The 891-nt window shown below is 66.9% G+C and carries 1 protein-coding gene; it reads left to right on the top strand.

Translation table 11 applies throughout. The annotated features are described in order from the left end of the window. The coding region (locus tag CKY51_RS22220) for an elongation factor Tu (RefSeq protein WP_425509552.1) at positions 1–891 on the top strand (891 nt) is incomplete at both ends.

Here is an 891-nt window from a genome sequence, read left to right as displayed (position 1 = left end):
TGTGGGTGCGATTACAGGCCCCCCCACGCGCCCGCCGCGGCGCGGAAAGAGAGGCCGCGCGCCCCCCCGCCCCCCCCCCCACCCGCAAAACCCGCCCCCCCGACCCGCCACTACGCGCACGTTGACTGCCCCGGCCACGCCGACTACGTCAAGAACATGATCACCGGTGCGGCGCAGATGGACGGCGCGATCCTGGTGTGCTCGGCCGCGGACGGCCCGATGCCGCAGACCCGCGAGCACATCCTGCTGTCGCGTCAGGTCGGCGTGCCGCACATCGTGGTGTTCCTGAACAAGGCCGACATGGTCGACGACGCCGAGCTGCTCGAGCTGGTGGAGATGGAAGTCCGCGAACTGCTGAGCAAGTACGAGTTCCCGGGCGACGACACCCCGATCATCCACGGCTCGGCCCGTCTGGCGCTGGAAGGCGACCAGAGCGAGATCGGCGTGCCGGCGATCCTGAAGCTGGTCGATGCGCTGGATTCGTTCATCCCCGAGCCGACCCGTGACGTGGATCGTCCGTTCCTGATGCCGGTCGAAGACGTGTTCTCGATCTCCGGTCGCGGCACCGTGGTGACCGGTCGTATCGAGCGCGGCATCATCAAGGTGGGCGACGAAATCGAAATCGTCGGCATCCGTGACACCCAGAAGACCACCGTCACCGGCGTGGAAATGTTCCGCAAGCTGCTGGACCAGGGTCAGGCAGGCGATAACGCAGGTCTGCTGCTGCGCGGCACCAAGCGTGACGACGTCGAGCGCGGCCAGGTGCTGTGCAAGCCGGGTTCGATCAAGCCGCACACCGAGTTCGAGGCCGAGGTGTACGTGCTGTCGAAGGATGAGGGCGGCCGTCACACCCCGTTCTTCAAGGGCTACCGTCCGCAGTTCTACTTCCGT

The organism is Xanthomonas maliensis (genome assembly GCF_009192945.1).
In the GTDB taxonomy this organism is placed as follows: Bacteria; Pseudomonadota; Gammaproteobacteria; order Xanthomonadales; family Xanthomonadaceae; genus Xanthomonas; species Xanthomonas maliensis.
This window is presented reverse-complemented; position numbering and strand designations above follow the sequence as displayed.